1 protein-coding gene is annotated in these 738 nt (G+C 71.5%); it reads left to right on the forward strand.

The features are described from left to right. The coding region (locus AC1DWF_RS34140; RefSeq protein WP_476842916.1) for an MlaD family protein at nucleotides 1-738 on the forward strand (738 nt) is incomplete at both ends.

The raw sequence follows: 738 nt of genomic DNA on the forward strand, positions 1-738 counted from the left end.
CATGGAGACCTATATCCGCGAGAGCGTGCAGGGACTTGAGGTGGGCTCGCCGGTGCGCTACCGCGGCGTCGCGATCGGGCGAGTCACGGAGATCGGGCTGGCCTCGGCCGAGTACCGGCGGCCGGAGGGCGAATCCTTCGCGGGCGCCTTCCAGCTCGTCGTGGTGCGGTTCGCCGTGAACCTGCGGCGGGCCGGCGACATCCCCTCGCTCGACGACGCCGTGAATCTCGGCCTGCGGGCCCGGCTGTCGAGCCAAGGCATCACGGGCGTCGCCTACATCGAGCTCGACTTCGTCGACGCGGATCGCGGCGAACGGCGCCATGTCCCTTGGGAGCCGCGTTATCCCTGGATTCCCGCGGTGCCTTCCACCCTGACGCAGGTGTCGTCGGCGGCCGAGACCATCATGCGGCAGCTGCAGGACGTCGATTTCGGCACGCTGTTCACCACCATCAGCAGCCTCGCGACGGAGCTGCGCGACCAGGTGAAGGCGGCGGAGATCGCCCGCGTGGTGAACGAGGCCACCGAGCTGCTGACCGACCTCCGGCGCACGGTGGCCCAGGCGGACATCCCTGGCGTGCTCGGCGAGATCCGTACCACCACCCTCGCGTTGCGCGAGACGGTCCAGTCCGCCGAGGTGCGCAGCGCGCTGGCCTCGCTGTCCGCCGCCGCGCAGGACCTGCGCCGCACGGCGGCCCGGCTGCCGGGGACCGTCGCGCAGCTCGATGCCGGGGTCCGTAG

Source organism: Aminobacter sp. P4_D5, from assembly GCF_056401815.1.